This is a genomic window from Streptomyces sp. NBC_01408 (genome assembly GCF_026340255.1).
Taxonomy (GTDB): domain Bacteria; phylum Actinomycetota; class Actinomycetes; order Streptomycetales; family Streptomycetaceae; genus Streptomyces.
This window is the reverse complement of the sequence record NZ_JAPEPJ010000009.1, coordinates 1-2,484: the sequence shown is the minus strand read 5'-3', so window position 1 is coordinate 2,484 and position 2,484 is coordinate 1. Positions and strand designations below refer to the sequence as shown.

3 protein-coding genes are annotated in these 2,484 nt (G+C 66.2%); all 3 read right to left on the bottom strand.

Features of this window, described 5'->3' with window-relative positions; all coding sequences use genetic code 11:
- Positions 1-379: 379 nt before the first annotated feature.
- The 3 genes from OG447_RS32190 to OG447_RS32180 all read right to left on the bottom strand — a co-directional run bounded on the left by OG447_RS32190 (position 380) and on the right by OG447_RS32180 (position 2,302).
- On the bottom strand, positions 380-1,222 hold the full coding sequence (locus OG447_RS32190; RefSeq protein WP_266941195.1) for a hypothetical protein: 843 nt from the start codon (positions 1,220-1,222) through the stop codon (positions 380-382).
- A 355-nt stretch (positions 1,223-1,577) separates the two neighbouring features.
- A complete protein-coding gene (locus OG447_RS32185) occupies positions 1,578-1,814 on the bottom strand; it encodes a hypothetical protein (RefSeq protein WP_266941196.1) in 237 nt (78 codons plus the stop codon).
- 152 nt (positions 1,815-1,966) lie between these two features.
- The gene (locus OG447_RS32180) at positions 1,967-2,302 is read right to left on the bottom strand and encodes a hypothetical protein (RefSeq protein WP_266941193.1); all 336 of its coding nucleotides are present in this window, start codon (positions 2,300-2,302) and stop codon (positions 1,967-1,969) included.
- Positions 2,303-2,484: the final 182 nt, after the last annotated feature.

The following is a 2,484-nucleotide window of genomic DNA, read 5'->3' as shown; positions in this document are numbered from 1 at the left end:
GCGCTGCGCGCTTAGGCAACGAGGGGCCTCGCTGCGCTCGCCCAAGGGAACCGCCTCGCTTCGCTCGGCGGGGCCCGCTTCGCGGGCCAAAGCCGGCCTTCGGCCGGTGTCCTTCGCTTCGCTTCGGACTGGTTCCGGTTTCGCTTCGCTCCACCGGACCTGCTCCCTCGCTTCGCTTGGGAGATGACCCCGTTTCACGGGGTCCGGACCTACGGCCCGTTGGGGGTGTCCGCTCCACTCGCACCCCTGTCCTTCCGGCTCCGCCTCCAGGACCAGCCCGCTACGCGGGCAGCGGAGCAGGGTGCGGCGCCCGAGCCGGAGCCTGGCTTGCGGGGCATAAAGGGGGGCTGTCTACTACGCCACGGAGCCAACCGGCTTCCTAGGGTCGTTCGAAGGCCTGGAGTACGCCGCCGAGCAAGAAGCACAGTGCGCCGGACAACGTTCCCCAGTTGGCGATGTCGGTGTTGACCAGGCTTCCGGTGGCGGGCCGGGTGAACGCGGCGAGTGCCGAAACCATGAAGAGCACCGACCCGAGTTGATTCACGGCAACAACCCACCAGCCGAGGCTGCGCGAGTGGACGCAGGGCCGGGACCGATGGCAGATCTCGACGAACGCGAGCTGTCCCGAGATCAGGAACAGCACGCATCCGACCACGTCGGGAGTCCAGATCAGCCTGTTGGTCTGCTGGACGGTAAGCCCCTGCAGGAAGGAGTCCAACAGATTGACACCGAACACGAGCGTCCCTACGAACAGCACGAACGTGCTCAGCCAGTCCAAGCGCATCGGCTCGTACCCCCACCACCTCCAGTCGGCCGTGACCAGTGGACCGCCCCCTTGGGAGTGGCGAGGCGCGTTCAGCACCTGCAAGAGCGAGGTGTAACCCCCGATGTTGAAGAACAGTCCGCCCGCGAAGTAGACCGCGGCACTCTCGACCGCGTCGCCCGAGCCGAACTGGGCGACGGCGGCGCCGAGAGCGAAGAGTGCTCCGCCGATGACAAACGCACCAGAGGCGACGGTGTTGAGCCTTCGAAGGCGGCCCAGGGCCTCGGCATCGGCACTCGGGGACACGGTGACCGCGTCTCCCGAACCGCGGACCGACAGCGCCCCACGCCTACGCGCGAGCCGCGACTCCCACACCACCGTCTCCCCCTCAGCGCGGTGCCAAGTAAGCCGGGTCGTGAACGGTCCTACGCCTTCGGCGCGCTGCTCAGGCTGTCCCACGGCCCGAGCCTAGACCCGCGGGCAATGCCGGACAGAGAGTGAAACGTACCTTTCATCCCCGGACGTTCGCATCCTTGCCCTGCCAGGACCTCTCACCATCCCGAAACTGCATCCCCGCCGCCGACCTCCTATAGCGCAGCAGGACGGACCAAGCGGGATTTAGCGGTCAACCCCCGGTTCTGTCGAACACACCGAAACCATGCCTCATTCCGGACTGCGGATAGAAACTGGGATCCAAGACCACCCCCTGCTGAAAGCGAGGCTCCGTCAGAACCTGTCACCGGTCGGTGAAACTTCGCAGCACTCACCAACTGCCCCGACAGCGCAGCTGTTGAATAGGCGCTGGAGCGCAGCGCTACTTCGAGTGGTCGAGGACGTTGCCGTTGGAGCAGTTGTTGGCGTGGTCGCCCACCCAGTCGCCGAGGACGGGGACCACAGCGACTTCCTGGAGGCATACAGCGGCGGCCGTGAAGTTCCAGTTGTTGGCGGCGTTGACGCCGCCGCCGAAGTTGGAGTCGTTGTCGGCGTGCGCGGGCGCGGCGAGGCCGATACTGGCAAGGACCAGCGCGGCAGCAATGATGATCTTCTTCATGTCCGCTGCAACGAGGAACACGGGCCCAGGACACGACCCGATGATGCGACACTCCGCCACTCAGCTGACACTGCGCAGTTCGGGGAAGCTGGGCGTGAAGAGACAACGCTGTGATCCGCCGGACAGAACGCTGACCCACCAGTTCCTGGCAGTCACCTCGGGTCGGCTGGCGGATGCCAGCCAGGCCACACCACGGTGGGAAACCGAGGTGCGCGCCGCTGACGGGATTCGTGCACGAGGAACGTGGCTCCCGAGACGAGTGTCGCGGTGAACGACAGCACCATGATGGCCGGCCGCCAGTTGCCTGCGGCCCCTGCCACGCCCATCCACGCCACTGCCGAAGCCGCCGCCAGGACCAGCAGCAACGGGACCCTGGCGCCGAGTGACAACCTGCCGCTCGTCACAACGAAGGCGTAACCGAGGGCCGCGCCCGGCGTGACGACCACGACCGCACCCAGAGCCATGAAGACAAGAAAGGCAATAACCACGTCGTGACCTCCGGGTCTCACGGCAAAGCCCGTCACAAGGGCACGCGGATCTACATCACCGCTGCTCCGGCGGGCTCCCCGGCGGCAATACTGTCAGAGAGTTTGAACACGTTCAATGCGCCCTGCCAGGCTTTCAATCCAGAAGCGGCAACGCGGCGGTTGGCGGCTGAGAACGCCGAAGG